Raw genomic sequence first — 16,500 nt, forward strand, 5'->3', positions numbered from 1 at the left:
AACGGAGATTCACCATGAGCTATTTCCTTGATCGCTTGCAGTTCTTCAAGCGTGATCCACAACCCTTCGCCGACGGCCATGGGTTCAGCAAGAGCGAAGGGCGGGACTGGGAAAACAGTTATCGCGCCCGCTGGCAGTACGACAAGATCGTACGTTCCACCCACGGCGTGAACTGCACGGGCTCCTGCAGCTGGAAGATCTACGTCAAGAACGGCCTGGTCACCTGGGAAACCCAGCAGACCGACTACCCGCGCACCCGCCCGGATCTGCCCAATCACGAGCCACGCGGCTGCCCGCGTGGTGCCAGTTATTCCTGGTACCTGTACAGCGCCAACCGGCTCAAGTACCCGCTGATCCGCGGGACCTTGCTGCGCATGTGGCGGCAGGCGCGCAAGACCATGTCGCCGGTCGAGGCCTGGGCCAGCATCGTGCAGGACCCGGCCAAGTCGCGGGAGTACAAGCGTCGCCGCGGCATGGGCGGTTTCGTGCGGCTGAACTGGGATGAGGCCAACGAGATCATCGCTGCCTCCAACCTCTACACCACCAAGGAATACGGCCCGGATCGCATCGTTGGCTTCTCGCCGATTCCGGCGATGTCGATGGTTTCCTACGCTGCCGGCGCGCGCTATCTGTCGCTGCTCGGTGGTGCCTGTCTGTCCTTCTACGACTGGTACTGCGATCTGCCGCCAGCCTCGCCGCAGGTGTGGGGCGAGCAGACCGACGTGCCGGAATCGGCCGACTGGTACAACAGCCGCTACATCATCGCCTGGGGCTCGAACGTGCCGCAGACGCGTACACCGGATGCGCACTTCTTCACCGAGGCGCGTTACAACGGCACCAAGACGGTATCGATCTGCCCCGACTACTCGGAGCTGGCCAAGCTCACCGACCATTGGCTGCATCCCAAGCAGGGTACCGATGCCGCGCTGGCATTCGCCTTCGGTCACGTGATCCTGCGCGAGTTCCACGTCGACACGCCCTCGGAATACTTCCAGGACTACTGCCGCCAGTATTCGGATATGCCGATGCTGGTGCGCATCGAGCGCCGTGCTGATGGTCGGCTGGTGCCGGGCCACTTCCTGCGTGCCAGTGAGCTGGGTGGGCTGGGCGAGAGCAACAACCCGGAATGGAAGACGCTGGCGTTCGACGAGAACAGCGGCGGCATCACCGTGCCGAATGGCTCGGTCGGTTTCCGCTGGGGCGAAAAGGGCAAGTGGAACATCGAAGAAAAAGCCAGCGACGGCCATGACACCCGCCTCCGCCTGAGCCTGGCCGATATCCACGACGGCATCGAGGCGGTGAGCTTCCCATACTTCGGCGGCATCGAGAGCGACGGCTGGACCGCCGCACCGGCCGAGGAAGTGCTGGAGCGCAATATCCCGCTGCGCCGCCTGCAACTGGCTGATGGTGGCGAAGCGCTGGTGGCCACGGTCTACGACCTGCTGCTTGCACAGTACGGTGTTGATCGCGGCTTCGGCGGCGGCAATGTTGCCAAGAGCTTCGATGACAATGTGCCGGGCACGCCGGCGTGGCAGGAACGCATCACCGGCGTGTCACGCGCCGAGGTGATCGAGATCGCCCGTGAGTTCGCCCGCACCGCCGACAAGACCCATGGTCGCAGCATGATCATCGTCGGCGCCGGCATGAACCACTGGTTCCACAACGACATGAACTACCGCGGCCTGATCAACATGCTGGTCATGTGTGGCTGCGTGGGCCAGACCGGTGGTGGCTGGGCGCATTACGTGGGCCAGGAAAAGCTGCGCCCGCAGACCGGCTGGCAGCCGCTGGCCTTCGGCCTGGACTGGAGCCGCCCGCCGCGGCAGATGAACGGCACTTCGTTCTTCTACTTCAATACAGGGCAGTGGCGTTACGAAAAGCTGCAGGTGGACGAACTGCTGTCGCCGCTGGCCGATGCCTCCAAGTACAGCGGCAGCCTGGCCGACCTCAACCTGCGCGCGGTGCGCATGGGCTGGTTGCCGAGTGCACCGCAGCTGGACCGCAATCCGCTGCAGCTGGTGCGCGAGGCCGAGCAGGCTGGCGTCGCACCGGCCGATTACGCGCTGTCCAAGTTCAAGGACGGCTCGCTGGACTTCGCCTTCGCCGATCCGGATGCCGCGCAGAACCACCCGCGCATGATGTTCATCTGGCGCTCCAACCTGCTTGGTTCCTCCGGCAAGGGCCACGAGTACATGCTGCGGCATCTGCTCGGCACGCGCCACGGCCTGCAGGGCAAGGACCTGGGCGAGATGGGCGCGGTCAAGCCCGAGGACGTGAAGTGGCATGACGAAGCCCCGGAAGGCAAGCTCGACCTGCTGGTGACGCTGGACTTCCGCATGTGCACCACCGCGCTGTACTCGGACATCGTGCTGCCGACCGCCACCTGGTACGAGAAGGACGACCTCAACACCTCGGACATGCACCCCTTCATCCATCCGCTGTCCAAGGCGGTGGACCCGGCCTGGGAATCGCGCAGCGACTGGGAAATCTTCAAGGGCGTCGCACGCACGCTTAGCGACATGGCGCCGGGCGTGCTCGGCGTCGAGAAGGATCTGGTGCTGGTGCCAACCCTGCACGACACGCCCAACGAACTGGGCATGCCGTTCGGCGTCGCCGATTGGAAGAAGGGCCAATGCGAGGCCATTCCCGGCAAGACCATGCCGAGCATGGCGGTGGTCGAGCGCGACTATCCCAACCTCTACCGCAAGTTCACCTCACTGGGCCCGTTGCTGGACAAGCTTGGCAACGGCGGCAAGGGCATGAGCTGGGATACCAAGCACGAGGTGGAATTCCTCGGCAAGCTCAACCACACCGTGCTGGACGAAGGCATCAGCCAGGGCCGGCCGGCGATCGATACCGCCATCGACGCCTGCGAAGTGATCCTGCACCTGGCGCCGGAAACCAATGGCCATGTCGCGGTCAAGGCCTGGGAATCGCTGGGCACCTTCACCGGCCGCGAGCATACGCATCTGGCGGTGGGCAAGGAGCATGAGGCGATCCGCTTCCGTGACATCCAGGCGCAGCCGCGCAAGATCATTTCTTCGCCGATCTGGTCCGGCCTGGAAGACGACAACGTCAGCTACAACGCTGGCTACACCAATGTGCACGAGCTGATCCCGTGGCGCACGGTGACTGGCCGCCAGCAGTTCTACCAGGACCACGAGTGGATGATCGACTTCGGTGAGGCCTTCATGAGCTACCGGCCGCCGGTCAACACACGCACGGTGGAGCCGCTGCTCAACAAGCGCCAGAACGGCAACAAGGAGATCGTGCTGAACTGGATCACCCCGCACCAGAAGTGGGGCATCCACAGCACCTACAGCGACAACCTGATCATGCAGACCCTGTCGCGTGGCGGTCCCATCGTCTGGTTGAGCGAGGACGATGCACGCAATGCCGGCATCGAGGACAACGACTGGATCGAGCTGTTCAACGTCAACGGTGCGATCGCCGCGCGTGCGGTGGTCAGCCAGCGGGTGATGCCGGGCATGGCGATGATGTACCACGCCCAGGAACGCATCATCAACGTGCCGGGTTCGGAGATCTCCGGTACCCGTGGCGGCATCCACAACTCGGTGACCCGCATCGTGCTCAAGCCCACCCACATGATCGGCGGTTACGCGCAGCTGGCCTGGGGCTTCAACTACTACGGTACCTGCGGTACCAACCGCGATGAGTTCGTGATCGTGCGCAAGATGGACAAGATCGATTGGCTGGATGACGAGCAATCAAACTCGAATGTCTCGGGCGCCGCACGGGAGGTGGTGTGATGAAAGTACGTGCCCAGATTGCGATGGTGTTGAACCTGGACAAGTGCATCGGCTGCCATACCTGCTCGATCACCTGCAAGAACGTATGGACCTCGCGCGAAGGCGTGGAGTACGCCTGGTTCAACAATGTCGAGACCAAGCCCGGCATCGGCTACCCCAAGGAATGGGAAAACCAGGAAAAGTGGAACGGCGGTTGGGTGCGCAACGGCAGCGGTAAGCTGGTGCCGCGCGCCGGTGGCCGCTGGCGGATGCTGGCCAAGATCTTCTCCAACCCCGACCTGCCGCAGATCGACGACTACTACGAGCCGTTCGACTTCGATTACCAGCACCTGCACGACGCACCGGAGCTGAAGCACCAGCCGACCGCGCGTCCGCGCTCGCTGCTGACCGGCCAGCGCATGGAGAAGATCGAGTGGGGCCCGAACTGGGAGGAAATCCTCGGTAGCGAGTTCTCCAAGCGATCACGCGATTACAACTTCGACAAGGTGCAGAAGGAGATCTACGGCGCCTTCGAGAAGACCTTCATGATGTACCTGCCGCGGTTGTGCGAGCACTGCCTCAACCCGGCTTGCGTCTCGGCCTGCCCTTCCGGCGCGATCTACAAGCGCGAGGAAGACGGCATCGTGCTGATTGACCAGGACAAGTGCCGTGGTTGGCGCATGTGCGTGTCGGCCTGCCCGTACAAGAAGATCTATTACAACTGGAAGAGCGGCAAGTCCGAGAAGTGCATCTTCTGCTACCCGCGTATCGAGATGGGCGAGCCCACCGTGTGTTCGGAAACCTGCGTGGGTCGCATCCGCTACCTGGGGGTGATGCTGTACGACGCCGACCGCATTGCCGAGGCCGCATCGGTGGCGGCGGAGAAGGACCTGTACCAGTCGCACCTGGACATCTTCCTGGACCCGTTCGACCCGGCGGTGATCGAGGCCGCGCGTGCCGAAGGCATCCCCGACAGCTGGCTGGAATCGGCCAAGCAGTCGCCGGTCTACAAACTGGCCATCGACTGGAAGCTGGCGCTGCCGCTGCACCCGGAATACCGCACCTTGCCGATGGTCTGGTACGTGCCACCGTTGTCGCCGATCCAGTCGGCGGCCGAACGTGGCCATGTCGGCATGAGCGGCGAACTGCCGGATATCGCCTCGCTGCGCATCCCGGTGCGTTACCTGGCCAACCTGCTGACCGCCGGTGACGAAGCGCCAGTCATCCGCGCACTGGAGCGTTTGATGGCGATGCGTGCCTGGCGCCGCGCCAAGAACGTGGACGGCGTGGAAGACATGCGTGTGCTCGAACAGGTCGGTTTGACCCCGAGGCAGGTGGAGGAGATGTACCGCTACCTGGCCATCGCCAACTACGAGGATCGCTTCGTGATCCCGACCGCGCACCGCGAGTACGCCAACGACGCCTTCGGCGAACGTGGCGGCTGCGGCTTCACCTTCGGCAATGGCTGCAATGGCGACAGCCCGGCCGACCTGTTCACCCAGCGCAAGAGCACCACATTCGCGGTGCATCCCAACCGCCAGCACCGGCATGAGGTGGTGAAATGAGTGTGCTCAAGCTGATTGGCGTATTGCTGGACTATCCGCGTGACGAGCTTTGGCAGCATGGCGAGGAGCTGCTCGAGGCCTGCGACGATCCGGCGCTGTCGCCGGCCCGTCGCAGGCAGTTGCAGACCTTCGTCCGTGACCTGCTCGCTACCGACCCGCTGGACGCGCAGGACCGCTGGCTGGCCACCTTCGACCGTGGCCGCTCGATGAGCCTGCTGGTGTTCGAACACATCCACGGCGAGTCGCGTGATCGTGGCCAGGCCATGGTCGACCTGATCGATGCCTATCGCAAGAACGGTTTCGAGCTGGATGCGCGCGAGCTGCCGGACTACCTGCCGCTGCTGCTGGAATACCTCTCGCATCGGCCACAGGCCGAGGCCAAGGACTGGCTGCACCACATCGGCCACATCGCCGGCATGCTCGCTGCGCGCGCGGCCGAGCGACAGCTGCCGCATGCGGTGCTGCTGGAGATCCTGGTCGAGGCGGGCGAGGGCAAGGTCAACCTGGCCGTGCTGCGCCAGCGGGCCAGCGAAGAAGTGCGCGACGACACCGTCGAAGCCATGGACCGCCTGTGGGAAGAGGAAGCGGTGCGCTTTGGCGCCGATGCACCTTCGCAGGATTGCGATCCACCCCATCGTTCACCGGCACGCGCGCAGCCGCGGGAGATCCAGCCATGAATTACCTCAATCAGTTCGCCTTCCAGTTCTATCCCTACATCGCGGTGGCGGTGCTGTTGATCGGTAGCTGGGCGCGCTATGACAAGGCGATGTACAGCTGGCGGACCGGCTCCACCCAGTTGCTGTCCGATCGTGGCATGCGCTTTGGCAGCAACTGCTTCCACATCGGCATCATCGCCATCCTCGGCGGTCACTTTGTCGGCCTGCTGACCCCGCACGCGCTGTACGAGCCCTTCATCACTTCCTCGCAGAAGCAGTTGCTGGCGATGGTGGTCGGTGGCTTCTTTGGTGCGCTGTGCTTCGTCGGCATCACCATCCTGCTGGTGCGTCGCCTGACCAATGCGCGGGTACGTGCGATCGGCAGCTTCGGTGACACGCTGGTGCTGGTGCTGTTGTTCGCCCAGCTCTGCCTTGGCCTGTACAGCATCAAGGTCTCGGCCGGGCATCTGGACGGCGGGGTGATGGTGATGCTGGCCGAGTGGGCGCAGCACATCGTCACCTTCCGTGCCGGTGCCGCCGATTACGTCGAAGGCGTGCATTGGGTCTACAAGGCGCACATCTTCCTCGGCCTGACCCTGGTGTTGATCGCCCCGTTCACCCGCCTGGTGCATGTGTGGAGCGTGCCGATCAGCTACCTGTGGCGTCCGTACCAGGTGGTGCGCCGCCGCCAGGCCACGCTGCGCTACGGTCCGCGGGAGTAAGCCATGGGCAGCCTGCCACGCATTCTCCCCATCACCGTCATCGACTCGCAGACACCGGTGCCGGCCGAGGCCGGCCACCATCACGACGCCGATGATGGCCCGCGCAGCCTCGGCCAACCGGCGCCGTGCAGCCTGTACGTGCAGGACACACCGATCAGCGAGGCCGATATCGCCCGCGAGATGCAATACCACCGGGCGATGCGCCCGGAGCAGTCGCGTGCCGATGCGGCACGTGCGCTGGTGGTACGCGAGCTGCTGCGGCTGGAGGCCGAGCGGCTTGGCCTGGCCGGCGCCACCGGCGTCGGCCAGGAGACCAGCGAGGAAGCACGTATCCAGCAGCTGATCGAACAGACGCTGGAAGACCGCGTGCCAACCGAAGACGACTGCCAACGCTACTTCGCGCAGAACCCCGAGCGCTTCCGCTCGCCCGACCGTATCCGCGTTCGCCACATCCTGCTGGCGGCACCGGCCGACGATATCGCCGGTCGGCTGAAGGCACGCACCCAGGCCGAGCAGCTGATCGCCGAACTGCTGGAACAGCCGCATCTGTTCGCCGATCTGGCCGCGCGCCACTCGCAGTGCCCGTCCAACAGTGAAGGCGGCGATCTGGGCTGGCTGCAACGCGGCCAGACCACTCCCGAGTTTGATCGCCAGGTGTTCCGCCTGCGGCAGGGCTTGGCGGGTTTCCCGGTGGAGTCGCGCTGGGGCTACCACGTGGTCAGTATCGATGCGCTGGAAGCCGGCGCGGCGCTCACCTTCGAGCAGGTGCAGCCACAGATCAGTGACTACCTCGAGCTGCAGGTGCGCCAGCGCGACGTGCAGCAGTTCCTGCTGGAGCTGCGCGAGCGTTACCCGGTACGCGGGCTGGAAGATATCGAAGCACAGGCTGAGTAAGACGTAATCCCCCAGGAGCGGCCATGAGCCAGAATTTGCAGAACATCAGCAGCGGCGAACAACAACGTGCGCTATGGCTGAGTACCTTCGCCTTCACCGTGTGTTTCGCGGTGTGGATGATCTTCGCCATCATCGGCATCCAGATCAGCGAGCAACTGGGCTTGAACGACACCCAGTTCGGCCTGCTGATCGCCACGCCGGTACTGACCGGTTCGGTGATCCGCGTCTTCCTCGGCATCTGGTCCGACCAGTTCGGTGGGCGCAAGGTGATGACCCTGGTGATGCTGTGCGGTGCAGTCGCGACCTGGCTGCTGACTTACGCGCAGACCTACCCGCAGTTCCTGTTGGCGGCGTTGTTCGTCGGCATCGCCGGCGGCAACTTCTCGGTCGGCGTCACCTATGTGTCCAAGTGGTTCCCGCCGGAGAAGCAGGGCACCGCCTTGGGCATCTTCGGTGCCGGCAACATCGGCTCGGCGGTCACCAAGCTGCTGGCGCCGCTGGTGATGGTGGCCTCGGGCTGGATGATGGTCGCCAAGCTGTGGGCGGTCGGCCTGGCGGTCACCGCCATCCTGTTCTACCTGTTCAGCAAGGAAGATCCTTCGCTGGAAGACCGCCGCCGCAGCGGCGTCAAGCCGATGTCCTTCGCCGAGCAGATGGCGCCGTTGAAGAACCTGCAGGTGTGGCGCTTCTCGCTGTACTACTTCTTCGTGTTCGGCGGCTTCGTCGCGCTGGCACTGTGGCTGCCTCATTATCTGGTCGGCGCCTACGGCATGGATGTGGGCACGGCCGGCGTGCTGGCGGCGTGTTACTCGATCCCGGCCAGCCTGTTCCGGGTGGTGGGTGGCTGGATGTCAGACCGTATCGGTGCACGGCGGGTGATGTACTGGACGCTGGGGGTGTCAGTGATCTGTACCTTCATCCTGGCCTATCCGGATACCCGCTACATCGTGCAGGGCATACACGGCGAGATCAGCTTCCACCTGGCGATCAGCGTGACCCTGTTCACCGTGCTGGTGTTCGTGCTCGGCTTCTTCATGTCGCTGGGCAAGGCCGCGGTCTACAAGCACATCCCGGTCTACTACCCCCAGCACGTGGGTTCGGTGGGCGGCGTGGTCGGCATGATCGGCGGCCTCGGCGGCTTCATCCTGCCCATCGTGTTTGGTGCCTTGAATGATGCGCTCGGCATCTGGAGCAGCTGCTTCATGCTGCTGTTCGTGCTGGTCAGCATCGCGCTGGCGTGGATGCACTTCGCCATCCGCCGGATGGAGCGTCGCAACTTCCCGCAGCTGGATCGTGAGACCGACCTGCCCGAAGCCATCGATGCCGCTGCCGCGGAGAAACAGCGGCGGGCTTGATCCAGATCAGTGAAACCCGGCGGTCGCTGCGCGAGGATGCTTGCATGTCAGTAGAGACCGCCGGGATGGATGACGCCACATTGCATGTTGCATTGCTGCAGCAACCCGCGCACGTGTTGTTCCCGGCGCCGGCGGAGCTGAGCCCCGGCTTCGCGGAGGCGGGTTGGCGTGCAGCCATGCAGGCCAGCAACGAGCATCTGATTCCACGTGGCTTGACGCTGGGTTTCTGCGCACCCCCGCATGAGCTGGAGCGCGCCGAGAACGTGCTGGACGCGCTGCTGGTATGCCTGCGCCTGCATGCCAGGATGCTGGCCAGCGACCGCGAAGTGGCGGCGATGGTGCTGCAGCCGGGCATCGTCGAGCATCTGCCGCCCGCCCTGCTGGGCCGCCTGTTGGACGCGGTGCCGGAGCAGCTGTGTACCATCGCCCGGCCGCAGGTCGAGGTGCGGCTGGATGCGGCCAGCGATGTCGCACCGGCTGCATTGCGCGAGGTCGGCTGTACCCGGATGACGGTGATCGACCATGCCGGCGTCGATGGCCCGGCGATGCTGGCCCAAGCCCAGCAGGCCGGGTTCACCGCGTGTTACTACCAGCTGCGCGTGCCCTGCTACGGCGATGTGTCGTTCCTGCAGCGGCTGCAGCGTGTGCTGGAGCTGGCGCCCGAACGCATCATCCTGCCGTCGCCTGCCTTGCTGCCCGAGTACCCGTTGCCAACGGACTGGCTGCAGGCCTGGCGGTTGCTGCGTGCAGGCGGCTACCTGCCGCTGGGCGGCGACCACTACCAGCGGCCGGACCTGCCGATGCCGCTGCGCAACGGCGATGGCCAGCGTCATTGCGACCTGCTCGGGGTGCCGCGGCGCGAGCGCCATGACCTGCTCGGCATTGGTGTGGGCGCCTGCAGCCAGATAGGCGATGTCATCTGCCGCATCGAGCCAGAGCCGCGCAACTGGCGCGCCTGCCTGGTGGTTGGGCAGCCGGGGATATCCTCCGGGCTTATTCTTTCCGAGCATGAACGCATGACCGATGAGGTGGTGCAGAGCCTGGCCTGTGACCACGCGCTGGACATGCGTGCGTTTGAATGGCGCAACGCGCAGCCGTTCGACGCCTGTTTCGAGCACTCATGGGAGCGCGTCGCCATGTTCATCGAACGCGGTTGGCTGCGCCGGGATGGCGACATGCTGTTGATCCAGAACGAAGGTGAGCTGCTGTGGCGTATGATCGCAGCGTGCTTCCGCCCCTTGGCCGCTGTTGCTTGAAAACGGAATGACGTCACCTACACCCCCACCGCGCGGCCCCTTGGGAACCGCGACGCCGAATCCAGCCGCTGCCGGCGACGGTGACGCGCTGCATTTCTGCACGACTTGTGCGTTCTCCGATGCCTGCAGTTCGCAGGGGTACGACAAGACCGCGCTGAACGAGCTGCATGTGATGGTCGACCACGTTGGGCCGTATCACGCCGGTGACTACATCTTCCGCGCGGGTGAACCCTTCGATGCAATCGCTGCGGTGCGGGCCGGCATGGTCAAGACCTTTGTCGATGACAGCCTCGGCAACGAACAGGTGCTGGGCTTCGCCTTGCCTGGCGAAGTGATCGGCCTGAACGCCATCCACGGATCGCGTTATCCCTGCAATGCGGTGGCGTTGGATACCGTGCATCTGTGCCGTATCTCGTTTCCGCGCATCAGCATGCTGGCCAGCCGCATGCCCGGCCTGCAGGCCAAGCTGTTCAGCCTGCTCAGTGCTGAGATCGGCAAGGCGGCGCTGCTGGCCGCCAACTACCGTACCGAGGAGCGCATGGCAGCGTTCCTGCTGGATATCTCCAGCCGCTACGCGCGGCGTGGCTTCTCGGCACACCGCTTCAACCTGACCATGACCCGCACCGAGATCGCCAACTACCTGCGCATGGCGCCGGAAACCGCCAGCCGGGTGTTGCGGCGTTTGAGCGACGAAGAAGTCATCGCGGTGAAGCAGCGCGAGATCATCCTGCTGCAACCGGAGCGGCTGGCCTTGATGGCGGCTACCGATGACGCAAGCGAATGATGCCGAACCGAGGATGCATGCATGAACAAGCTGTGGGCGTTGTTGTTGCTGGCTGCCGCGCTGCCGGCGGGCGCGGCTGATCTGACGGTCTCCGCGGCTTCCAGCCTGACTGAAAGCTTTCGCGAGATTTCCGCTGCGTATGAGAAGGCGAACCCGGGCACGAAGGTTGACCTGAACTTCGCTGCCTCCGGCACCTTGCTGCAGCAGATCGCACGCGGCGCGCCGGTCGATGTGCTGGCATCTGCCGACCAGGCCACAATGGCACAGGCCAATACAGAAGGCCTGATCGATCCGGCAACCCAGCACGTATTCGCGCAGAACAGCCTGTGGGTGGTGGTGCCGCCGCAGGCCAGCAACAAGCCGACTACGTTGGCGGCGCTGGGCAAGGCCGATGTGAAGCGCGTTGCCATCGGCAATCCCGACAGCGTACCGGTTGGGCGCTATGCACGCGGTGCGCTGCAGCAGGCCGGTGTGTGGCCGGCAGTGCAGGCCAAGATGATCAGCACCCAGAACGTGCGCCAGTCACTGGACTATGTGGCACGTGGTGAAGTGGATGCAGGCTTCGTTTACGCCACCGATGCACAGGCGATGAGCGAGCGCGTGCAGCGCGCCTTCCAGGTGCCGGTTGCCGGTGGTATCGCGTATCCGTTGGCGATGGTGAAGACCAGCCGCAATGCCGCCGAAGCCAAGCGCTTCATCGCCTTCGTGCGCTCGACGCAGGGCCAGGCCATCCTGCACAGGCACGGCTTCGGCAGTCCTTGATGGTGGATCTGGACTGGAGCGCGCTGTGGTTGTCGCTGAAGGTGGCCGGCTGGGCGACCGCGATCAACCTCGTGCTCGGTGTCGGATTTGGTGCCTTGCTGGCGCGGCGGCGCTTTCCCGGCCGTGAGTTGCTGGACACGATATTCACCCTGCCGATGGTGTTGCCGCCGACGGTGCTGGGCTATTACCTGCTGGTGCTGATCGGCAGCAAGGGCCCGCTTGGTGCATGGCTGGAGAGCAGCTTTGGTATCAACCTGGTGTTTACCTGGCAGGCAGCGGTGATCGCGGCTGCGGTGGCCTCGTTTCCGCTGGTGTTCAAGCCGGCGCGTGCGGCATTTGAAGACGTTGATGGGCAGCTGGAACAGGCTGCACGCACCTTGGGTGTGTCCGAGCTGGGGCTGTTCTTCCGGGTGACGCTGCCGCTGGCATGGCGCGGCATTCTTGCTGGCCTGTTGCTGGCGTTCGCCCGCGCGATGGGCGAGTTCGGCGCCACCATCATGGTCGCCGGCAGTATTCCCGGCCGCACCCAGACCTTGTCCATCGCCATCTACGAGGCGGTGCAGGCCGGCAATGACGGTCGCGCCAATGCCCTGGTGCTGCTGTCCTCGCTGGTCTGCATCAGCGTGCTGCTGCTTGCCGCGCGATTGGTCGGGCGGCGGCAGGAGGGGGCGCGCAATGTGGCTTGAACTGGATATCCAACGCAAGCTGCAGGCTGCGGGGCAGCAGTTCCAGTTGCAGGCGGCCTTGTGTTGCACCCAGCCCAACGTGGTGTTGTTCGGCCCGTCTGGCGCGGGCAAGAGTTTGACCTTGAAGGCGGTGGCCGGGCTGTTGCGGCCGGATGCCGGTGTGATCCGCATGCACGGGCAGGCACTGTTTGATGCGGCGGCAGGTATCAACCTGTCACCGCAGCGGCGCCGCATCGGCTATGTGTTCCAGGACTACGCCTTGTTCCCGCATTTGACGGTGCGGCAGAACGTGGGCTTCGGCCTGCAGCAGGGTTTGTTGAATCCGTCGCGCGGCCGCCGCGTCGATGCGGTGGAGCAATGGCTGCAGGCATTCCGCATTGATCACCTCGGGGACCTGTTGCCGTCGCAGATCTCCGGCGGCCAACGCCAGCGCACCGCCTTGGCGCGGGCACTGGTGACCAAGCCGCAGGCGCTGCTGCTGGATGAGCCGTTCGCTGCACTTGACCACGCCCTGCGTGCGCATCTGCGCCAGGAACTCGAAACGGTGCTGGACCAGACCGGCATCCCGCTGCTGCTGATCAGCCATGACCCGGAAGACGTGGCTATGTTCGGCCAGCAGGTGGTGCATCTGGCCGACGGCCGCGTGCAGGTCTGAGCGCGGCGCTTAGTCCGGCTTGCCGTCCGCACGCGGGCGCCAGTAGATCCATCCCAGTCGCAGCAGCCACGGTGCAAGTACCAGCAGCCAGCCGGCAGCGGCTACGGCATGCCAGCGCCAGGGATCGTCCAACAGCGGTGCGAGGATGCGTAGCAGTGCAACCAGCTGCAGGCCGAGCAGGGCGATCCAGGCGACCACCGGCATCTCCAGCGCACGCCCGGAATGGCCCTGGGTCACACGGGTGACCATCGCCACCAGCAGGCTGCCGAACAGGCCAATGACCAAGGCATGCAGTGGCGCGCGTTCCAGCCAGCCGGGATGGCCGGACAGCGCGGCGATGTCCTGCAGCAGATACAGCAGCGTCGCCAGCGGCCACCATGCCAGCCCGTAGAACAACACCGCCAGCAAGGCCGGTTTGGGGCCACGTGGCCACCAGCGCCACAGCGAGTACAGCGACAACAACAGCAAGCCGGCATCGGCCAGCAGCATGACCAGTGGCAGCAGCAGCGCTTCGCCGAGCAGGTGCAGTAGGCACAGCGCCCACAGGGTCGCCAGCCACTGCGGTGGCCGCCATGCCTGATAACCCGGCACCACATTGCCGGCGAAGAACGGGAACATGCGGTGGGCGACGCTGGTGTAGATCGGCAGCAACAGTCCGAAGGTGCCGATCGACACGCTCAGTGCCTGCCAGCGGACATCGCCGCCTGCGGCAGCAATCGCGAAGCAGAGCAGACCTATCCAGCCCAGCAGCAAGCCGGACCAGCAGGACCACGCATGCCAGGTGCGGCCTTTCTCCTGCAGCAGCAAACGGCCGAGTGCGACCAGGCCGAACGCCCAACCCAGCAACGCCAACAACAGGGCCAGCCACACTCCCGGCTGCCAGCCGAGGCTGGCCGCAAGCAGCGCGATCTGCGCGCCGAACAGGCCGCCGCCAACGCCCGCGTACTGCCAGCGCGGCAGTGCTGGCAATCCCATCCAGCGCGGGAACACGGTCAACAGAAAGCCGAAGATGAAACTGGGCAGCACCAGATACTGCATCCACAGCCCATGCAGCCAGGCCGGCGGCAAGCCGGGCGCGGGCAGGGGAGTGCCCAGCTGCAAGCCGGCCAGCCACAACGCCCACCAGCCCATCGCCAGGCCGAGGTTGCAGACACCAATGAAGAACAGCAGCCGGTGCGGCGCGTTGAACAGCGGCAGGCTGGTAGTGGAGGTGTTCACGCGGCGAGTATCCGCCCGTCTTTCGCCGTCGGTACTGACCAATATCAAGCCGTGCCGCGTGGCGCCGGCAAGGGCAGGAAGAAGCCGCAACGGATATCGCCGGATTGATGGCCGGCCGTAGCCCGGGTAAGCGCAGCGCACCCGGGGGCTGGCGCAGTATGTGTAGGATGGCCAGCCCGGTCTTCCCGGGTGCGCTGCGCTTACCCGGGCTACGTTGATGTGCTGCGGTCGACATGTGGTGCAGCCGCTGAACGGCGAGGGGCGCAGATCGTGATGGCAGGCAATCCGCCTGCCATGGTGCGATGATGGCCCAAGCACGCAGCCGGCCTACCGTGCTGCTGCCAGTGAAGCTGGTTGGCGGCAGGTCGACGCAGCACGCCAGCGGCCAGTCATCTCTTCTTGCGGGGAAGCAGAAAGATGTTCCGTGGCGACCTTGAAGTCTGGTTCCTGCTACGCCGGTTCGCCTTGACGGTATGGGTGCTGCTTGCGCTGTGTGTCTCGCTGCTGCTGGCGCCTGCGTCGGCATTGGCCGCAACCGAAGAGGCGTCCGTCGACGTCGCTTCCGCAGCGACGGTGCGTTTCTACAGCCGCGACATCCTGACCTTCCGCAGTGCGTTCATGGGCCGCTCGCCGTCGCAGCGTGCAGCGGTCACCGAGTTCAACATCAAGCGCATCGTCGATGAGCCCGGCGTGCCCAGGGTCACCTTCAACGACACCGCTGATGGCGCGATCCTGCTGCTTGGTGGCGAGGTGGTCACCCTCATCACGCCTGCCGATGTGGATGCCGCGCAAGGCGAGACGCTGGGCCAGGTGCGTGATGCGGTACGCAGCCGGCTCGACGACGCGGTCGTCGCGGCTGAGCGTGCGCCGGGCCGGATGTTCCGTGGCGTCCTGCATTGTCTTGTCGCCACCCTGCTGGCAGGGCTGTTGATCTGGTTGCTGGCGTGGGCGGCACGCAGGTTGCGTGCGGCGATGCTGGCGTGGGTCGGTCGAAGGGCGGGGACCTTGCGCAGCGCGCCGGTCCGGCAGATGTTGCATGGTGCCAACGCACTGGCCGATTGGCTGTCGCGCGCGCTGCTGCTGGTGGCGGTGTTGTTGCTGGCAGAGGAATGGCTGCGCTACGTCTTCCATCAGTTTGATTACACCCAGCCCTGGGCCAGGGCGATGACGGCCTGGGTTGCGGCCCAGGCCAAGGCCTGGCTGTGGGCAGGCGTGGCGGCGATACCGGGGCTGGTCACCGCGATCGTTATTTTTCTGCTGGCGCGGCTGTGTAGCCAGATTGTCGGCTTGTTGTTCCGGGGCGTGCAGAACGGACGCTTCCAGTTGTTTGGCATCGACCGCCAACTGGCCGAGCCCAGTCGCAAGCTGACCGTGGGAGGTATCTGGCTGTTTGCGCTGGTGATGGCCTATCCCTATCTGCCCGGCTCGGGCAGCGACGCCTTCAAGGGCTTGAGCGTGCTGCTGGGCGTGATGATTTCGCTGGGCGGCTCCAGCATCGTCGGCCAGGCAGCGGCGGGTTTCACCCTGCTTTATGCGCGGACGATGTCGATTGGTGACCTGGTCAAGGTGGCCGATGTCGAGGGGCAGGTGATCCAGATCGGCTTGTTCACCACCCGCATCCGCACCCTGACCGGGGTGGAAGTCAGCCTTCCCAACATGCACGTGCTCAGTGGCAAATTGCTGAATTACTCGCGCGATCCACAGGCCGCGGGTATGTGGCTGGAGACCGGCGTCACCATCGGCTATGACACGCCGTGGCGGCAGGTGCAGCGCTTGCTGCTGGATGCGGCCGGCAAGACCGCACATGTGCAGAGCGCGCCTGCCGCCTATGTGCTGCAGACCGCGCTCAATGACTTCTATGTTGCCTATGTGCTGCGCGTGCATATCGTTGAGTTCCCGCTGCGCGCGGAGATCCTCAGCGCGCTGCATGCCAACATCCAGGATGCGTTCAACGCGGCCGGGGTGCAGATCATGTCGCCCAACTACATTGCCGACCCCGAGCTGCCGAAGATCGTCGCGCCCGCCGATTGGGATCCGCAGGGCCCGGCGGCATGATCGCCGCGCAGGTAGCCGTTGCCTGAGCCGGCTGCGCACGGCTGACATATGCGCGGCGTAAGCTCGCCCGGACCTGCTTGGCAGCCGCCAAAAGGCTTGCCCTGCCTTGGTTTGCCGCGCTGCCGCAAGGCCTTTGCGCGGCC

Annotated in this window: 13 protein-coding genes; 12 read left to right on the forward strand and 1 reads right to left on the reverse strand. The window is 65.0% G+C overall.

Annotated elements, in window-relative coordinates; all coding sequences use genetic code 11:
• Positions 1–14 precede the first annotated feature (14 nt).
• Genes AC13FW_RS00720 through AC13FW_RS00770 form a run of 11 tightly spaced genes read left to right on the forward strand, consistent with a single transcriptional unit; the run spans position 15 to position 13,084 of the window.
• Positions 15–3,770: a nitrate reductase subunit alpha gene (locus AC13FW_RS00720; RefSeq protein ID WP_482987853.1), complete on the forward strand. Its 3,756-nt coding sequence runs from the start codon at positions 15–17 to the stop codon at positions 3,768–3,770.
• Positions 3,770–5,314, forward strand: a complete 1,545-nt coding sequence (gene narH, locus AC13FW_RS00725; RefSeq protein ID WP_303748512.1) for a nitrate reductase subunit beta — start codon at positions 3,770–3,772, stop codon at positions 5,312–5,314. Before AC13FW_RS00720 ends, narH begins: the two co-directional genes overlap by 1 nt.
• Positions 5,311–5,991, forward strand: coding sequence for a nitrate reductase molybdenum cofactor assembly chaperone (gene narJ, locus AC13FW_RS00730; RefSeq protein WP_282269063.1), 681 nt, complete (start codon positions 5,311–5,313; stop codon positions 5,989–5,991). The genes narH and narJ overlap by 4 nt, the downstream gene beginning before the upstream one ends.
• Positions 5,988–6,692, forward strand: a complete 705-nt coding sequence (gene narI, locus AC13FW_RS00735; RefSeq protein ID WP_004146540.1) for a respiratory nitrate reductase subunit gamma — start codon at positions 5,988–5,990, stop codon at positions 6,690–6,692. Before narJ ends, narI begins: the two co-directional genes overlap by 4 nt.
• Before the next feature lie 3 nt (positions 6,693–6,695).
• Complete coding sequence (locus AC13FW_RS00740) at positions 6,696–7,586, forward strand: peptidylprolyl isomerase (RefSeq protein ID WP_482987854.1); 891 nt, start codon at positions 6,696–6,698, stop codon at positions 7,584–7,586.
• Between the two features lie 23 nt (positions 7,587–7,609).
• Positions 7,610–8,941 carry an MFS transporter gene (locus AC13FW_RS00745; RefSeq protein WP_296248926.1) on the forward strand — a complete coding sequence of 444 codons (1,332 nt, stop codon included), beginning with the start codon at positions 7,610–7,612 and terminating at the stop codon, positions 8,939–8,941.
• 44 nt (positions 8,942–8,985) lie between these two features.
• A complete protein-coding gene (locus AC13FW_RS00750; RefSeq protein WP_482987855.1) occupies positions 8,986–10,197 on the forward strand; it encodes a coproporphyrinogen III oxidase in 1,212 nt (403 codons plus the stop codon).
• 7 nt (positions 10,198–10,204) lie between these two features.
• Positions 10,205–10,981, forward strand: a complete 777-nt coding sequence (locus tag AC13FW_RS00755; RefSeq protein ID WP_135965914.1) for a helix-turn-helix domain-containing protein — start codon at positions 10,205–10,207, stop codon at positions 10,979–10,981.
• Between the two features lie 21 nt (positions 10,982–11,002).
• A complete protein-coding gene (gene modA, locus AC13FW_RS00760) occupies positions 11,003–11,743 on the forward strand; it encodes a molybdate ABC transporter substrate-binding protein (RefSeq protein ID WP_482987856.1) in 741 nt (246 codons plus the stop codon).
• A gap of 2 nt (positions 11,744–11,745) precedes the next feature.
• The gene (gene modB / locus AC13FW_RS00765) at positions 11,746–12,429 is read left to right on the forward strand and encodes a molybdate ABC transporter permease subunit (protein ID WP_482988040.1); all 684 of its coding nucleotides are present in this window, start codon (positions 11,746–11,748) and stop codon (positions 12,427–12,429) included.
• On the forward strand, positions 12,419–13,084 hold the full coding sequence (locus tag AC13FW_RS00770; RefSeq protein WP_482987857.1) for a sulfate/molybdate ABC transporter ATP-binding protein: 666 nt from the start codon (positions 12,419–12,421) through the stop codon (positions 13,082–13,084). The genes modB and AC13FW_RS00770 overlap by 11 nt, the downstream gene beginning before the upstream one ends.
• 9 nt (positions 13,085–13,093) lie before the next feature.
• Here AC13FW_RS00770 and AC13FW_RS00775 read toward each other — a convergent pair whose 3' ends face one another.
• Positions 13,094–14,302, reverse strand: coding sequence for an NnrS family protein (locus AC13FW_RS00775; protein ID WP_482987858.1), 1,209 nt, complete (start codon positions 14,300–14,302; stop codon positions 13,094–13,096).
• A 417-nt stretch (positions 14,303–14,719) separates the two neighbouring features.
• Between AC13FW_RS00775 and AC13FW_RS00780 the strand changes: the two genes are divergently transcribed.
• The gene (locus AC13FW_RS00780) at positions 14,720–16,357 is read left to right on the forward strand and encodes a mechanosensitive ion channel family protein (RefSeq protein ID WP_482987859.1); all 1,638 of its coding nucleotides are present in this window, start codon (positions 14,720–14,722) and stop codon (positions 16,355–16,357) included.
• Positions 16,358–16,500 lie beyond the last annotated feature (143 nt).

The organism is Stenotrophomonas sp. 21LCFQ19, assembly GCF_056861425.1.